At 72.5% G+C, this 4,142-nt stretch carries 4 protein-coding genes; 2 read left to right on the plus strand and 2 right to left on the minus strand.

Annotated elements, in window-relative coordinates:
- Positions 1-112 precede the first annotated feature (112 nt).
- A complete protein-coding gene (locus ACFVZW_RS00185) occupies positions 113-907 on the minus strand; it encodes a DeoR/GlpR family DNA-binding transcription regulator (RefSeq protein ID WP_384514402.1) in 795 nt (264 codons plus the stop codon).
- Positions 908-1,056: 149 nt separating this feature from the next.
- Between ACFVZW_RS00185 and ACFVZW_RS00190 the strand changes: the two genes are divergently transcribed.
- On the plus strand, positions 1,057-2,022 hold the full coding sequence (locus ACFVZW_RS00190) for an SIS domain-containing protein (protein ID WP_384514405.1): 966 nt from the start codon (positions 1,057-1,059) through the stop codon (positions 2,020-2,022).
- The gene (locus ACFVZW_RS00195) at positions 2,022-2,876 is read left to right on the plus strand and encodes a ketose-bisphosphate aldolase (RefSeq protein ID WP_384514408.1); all 855 of its coding nucleotides are present in this window, start codon (positions 2,022-2,024) and stop codon (positions 2,874-2,876) included. The genes ACFVZW_RS00190 and ACFVZW_RS00195 overlap by 1 nt, the downstream gene beginning before the upstream one ends.
- A 5-nt stretch (positions 2,877-2,881) precedes the next feature.
- Here ACFVZW_RS00195 and ACFVZW_RS00200 read toward each other — a convergent pair.
- Positions 2,882-4,142 (minus strand): VanW family protein (locus ACFVZW_RS00200; protein ID WP_384514411.1); only part of this gene is annotated, 1,261 nt, incomplete at its 5' end.

The raw sequence follows: 4,142 nt of genomic DNA on the forward strand, positions 1-4,142 counted from the left end.
CGGGTGAACGGGGGGTTCAGGCCGACGACGTGTCGGCCGCCCCGTGGGGGGGGGCGGGGGTGGGGGGATCGCCGGGGGGGGGGGGGGGGGGGGGGGGGGGCGGGGCGGGGGGTCAGACGGTGACGACCCGCACGCCCGCGTCCGTCAACTCCCGCACCGCCTCCGCCGGGATCCCCTCGTCCGTCACCAGGACGTCCACGCGGTCGACCCCGCAGATCCTGGCGAAGGCCCGCCTGCCGAGCTTCGAGGAGTCGGCGGCCACGACGACCCGGCTCGCCCGCTCGGCGAAGAGCCGGCTGATCCCGGCCTCGTCCTCGTGATGGGCCATGAGCCCGAGCCGCGGGTCGATGCCGTCGACACCGAGGACCACGATGTCGAGCACGACCTCGTCCAGCACCCCGGCGGCCAGCGGGCCGACCAACTCGTACGTCTGCGAGCGGGCCACGCCCCCGGACACCACGATCTTGATCTGCGGCCGGACGGCGAGCTCGCCCGCGATGTTGAGCGCGTTGGTGACCACGGTCAGGGCCGGAGTGCCGACCGTCTCCCGTGCGCCACCGCCCGCGAAGCGCAGCGCCAGGGAGCGGGCCACCTCGGTCGTCGTCGTCCCGCCGTTGAGACCCACGACCTCCCCCTCGTGGACGAGGTCCGCCACGGCCGCGGCGATCCGCTGCTTCTCCGAGGCGTGCCGGGAGGACTTGTAGCGCAACGGAAGCTCGTACGACACCCCTTGCGGCACCGCCCCGCCGCGGGTACGGACGAGGAGTCGCTGTTCGGCGAGCTCGTCCAGGTCCCGGCGGATCGTGGCCGGGGAGACGTCGAGCGTCGCCGCGGCGTCCTCGACCTCCAGCCTGCCGGTGGCGGCGAGGAGTTCGAGGAGCGTGTTCCACCGCTCGTGCTTCGACATGATCGCGATTTTAGCCCGAACGGCCGTGGGATCCCTGGACCCGAGGCTTCGACTGATGGATACTGCACACAGAACAGGTGCTCGAAGTTGCTTGAAAGTATGCTCTTACGAGCAAGAGTGAACATCACTCGCCAGTGAAGGAGCCGCACGTGCCCACCTCGGGACTCTCCCCCTCCCGCACCGCCGTCGAAATCGCCTCCCAGCCCGAGTCCTGGCGCAAGGCCGCCGAGACCCTGCCCCGGCACCGTGCCGCCCTCCCGGTGCGCGGCGAACGCGTCGCGGTGGTCGGCTGCGGCACCTCCTGGTTCATCGCGCAGGCCTACGCCCAGCTCCGCGAGAGCGGCGGCCACGGCGAGACCGACGCCTTCGCCGCCTCCGAGTTCCCCCTCGGGCGCCGCTACGACCGGATCCTGGCGATCACCCGCTCCGGCACCACGACCGAGGTCCTCGACCTGCTGAACCGCGTCAAGGGCACCGTCGCCACCGGCGCCCTCACCGCCGACCCCGAGACCCCCGTCATGGCGGCCGCCGACGCCGTGGCCGTACTCGACTTCGCCGACGAGGAGTCGGTGGTGCAGACCCGCTTCGCCACCACCGCCCTCGCCCTGCTCCGCGCCCACCTGGAGGCCGAGGACGCCCTTCCGGCCGGGGTCAGGACGGTGGAGCGGGCGGCCAAGGACGCCGAGCGGGCCATCGCCGAACCCCTCGCCGCCGAGATCACCGGCGCCGAGCAGTACACCTTCCTCGGCACCGGCTGGACCTACGGCCTCGCCCTCGAAGCCGGACTGAAGATGCGCGAGGCCGCGGGCGCCTGGACCGAGGCGTACCCCGCCATGGAGTACCGCCACGGCCCCATCAGCATCACCGCGCCCGGCCGGGTGGCCTGGTCCTTCGGCCCCGTCCCCACCGGACTCGCCGACGACGTCGACCGCGTGGGCGGCACCCTCGTCGCCGAGTCGGGCGACGCCGACGACCACCTCGACCCGATGGCCGACCTGATCAGGGCGCAGCGACTCGCCGTCCTGCTCGCCGAGGTGCAGGGCCAGGACCCCGACCGGCCGCGCAACCTCACCCGGTCCGTCGTCCTGACCACCGATGGGGCGGAGCGGGCCTGATGCCACTGACCACCACCGACGAGATCGTCCTCGGCGCGCGAGAGCGGAACGCCGGCGCAGGGGCGTTCAACGTGATCCAGATCGAGCATGCGCAGGCCATCGTGGCCGGGGCCGAGGCTGCGGGACTCCCCGTGATCCTCCAGATCAGCGAGAACACGGCGCGCTACCACGGCTCGCTGGAACCCATCGGGCTCGCCGCCCTCGCCATCGCCCGCCGGGCAGCCATCCCGGTCTCCGTCCACCTCGACCACGCCGAATCGCCCGAGCTCGTGCGCGAGGCCGTCGCCCTCGGCTTCGGCTCCGTCATGTTCGACGCGTCCACCCTCCCGTACGAGGAGAACGTGGCCGCCACCCGCGAGATGACGGAGTACTGCCACCGCCACGAGGTCTGGGTGGAGGCCGAACTGGGCGAGGTCGGCGGCAAGGACGGCGCCCACGCCCCCGGTGTCCGCACCGATCCGGACGAGGCGCGGGCGTTCGTCGCCGCCACCGCCGTCGACGCGCTCGCCGTGGCCGTCGGCAGCTCCCACGCGATGCTCACCCGGGACGCCGTCCTCGACTTCGCGCTCGTCTCACGGCTGCGCGAGGCCGTGGGCGTACCCCTCGTGCTGCACGGTTCGTCCGGGGTCGGAGATGTGGACCTGAGCTGGGCGATCAGCGCCGGCATGACGAAGGTGAACGTCTCCACCCATCTCAACAAGGCGTTCACCCTGGCCGTCCGGACCCACCTGGGAGAGAACGGCACGACCGTCGACCCGCGCCGCTACCTCGGCCCGGCGCGCACCGCCGTCGCGGAGGCGGTCACGCATCTGCTCCAGGTGCTCGCGGCGGAGGCGCCACTCGTGCGCTCCTGATCACGTCATTCGCAGGTGACGCGGTCGCGCGGCGTGTAGTGGGTGCGGAAGGTCTCCCGGCCCACCTCCGCCCCGTCGTCGCGGAAGACCCGGTCCACGGTGATGTCGAAGCCCTCCAGCGGGGGTTGCGGCTCGCACTTGGGACCGGTGCCCTTCCGCTCGGCGGGCTCCGTGAGGTTGGTGCGGGGGCCCTCCACCGCCTCCACGGCGTCGTACTTCTTCGTGCCCAGGAAGGTGATGGTCACCGAGGAGTCCGTGGCCTTCGCCTGGATGTAGATCGACGCGTCGGAGTTGTTGCGGAACTTCAGGTCCAGCGTTCCCCAGGCCACGGTCGCCTCCCGGCCCGGCGGGTACCGCTCGATGTAGAAGGAGTGCGCCCCGTACTCGATCGGCTTGACCCCGGCGAAGAAGATCGCGTTGAAGACCGTGGTGGCGACGGCGGAGACCCCGCCGCCCGGCGCCGAGTGGTACTGCCCGTCGAGGATCATCGTGCCGTCGACGAAGCCGTTCTCCTTGGTGCGCTCACCGACGGTCTCGTTGAAGCTCCAGACCTCACCCGGCTTCACCAGCGAGCCGTTGATCAGCTCGACCGCCCGGCCGATGTTCGTCGTCCGGTAGGGCGCGGTGGGGAAGTTGACCGTGAAGGTCGACATCTGCTCCTTGATCCCCATCTCCGCCACCGACTTCCGGGTGAGGACCGGCTGGATCAGCCGGGTGGCCACCGGCCCGGTCCGCGCGGCCTCGCCCTTCTTCGGCAGCAACGGCATCACCGCGTCGCCCAGGGCCTTCGCGGTCACCTCGTGGCCCGCGCGGCCGTCCGACAGCACCACCACCCGGCCGCCCTCCACTCCCAGCGTGGCCTCGACCGGGCCGGTGGCGATCGCTTCGAGCGGGCGTGCCACCGCCGGGTCGCGGATCAGCGCCTGGGAGTCGAGCGTGGGGACGAGCCGGCCCTTGTCGTCCGGTTTCGCCGTCAGATGGGCGCCGAGCGTCGTCGGAGTGATCCGCAGGCTCTCGCCGTCGGCGGTGAGGGTGACGGGTCCCGACATCGCGGGAGTCCCGAACTCGTTCAGGAAGCGCGCCGTCTCCGTCTGGCTCACCTTGGGCCGGGACACGGCGGTCGGCAGTGTCACCGGGTTCTCCGCCGCGGGCTCCGGATAGTTGTCGCGCAGGGTGTCGACGGCGCCGGCGCCGGCGCGCGTCGGAGCGGGGCGGGGGCGGGCGGTGTCCGCCGCGGCCGGCGGTGACGTGTCGGCGCGCGCCGCG

The sequence above is a fragment of the Streptomyces sp. NPDC059567 genome (assembly GCF_042735655.1).
Taxonomy (GTDB): domain Bacteria; phylum Actinomycetota; class Actinomycetes; order Streptomycetales; family Streptomycetaceae; genus Streptomyces.

Coding starts and splice junctions, on each gene's coding strand:
- ACFVZW_RS00185 (WP_384514402.1), bottom strand. CDS start 907: ATGTCGAAGCACGAGCGGTGGAACACGCTCCTCGAACTCCTCGCCGCC.
- ACFVZW_RS00195 (WP_384514408.1), top strand. CDS start 2,022: ATGCCACTGACCACCACCGACGAGATCGTCCTCGGCGCGCGAGAGCGG.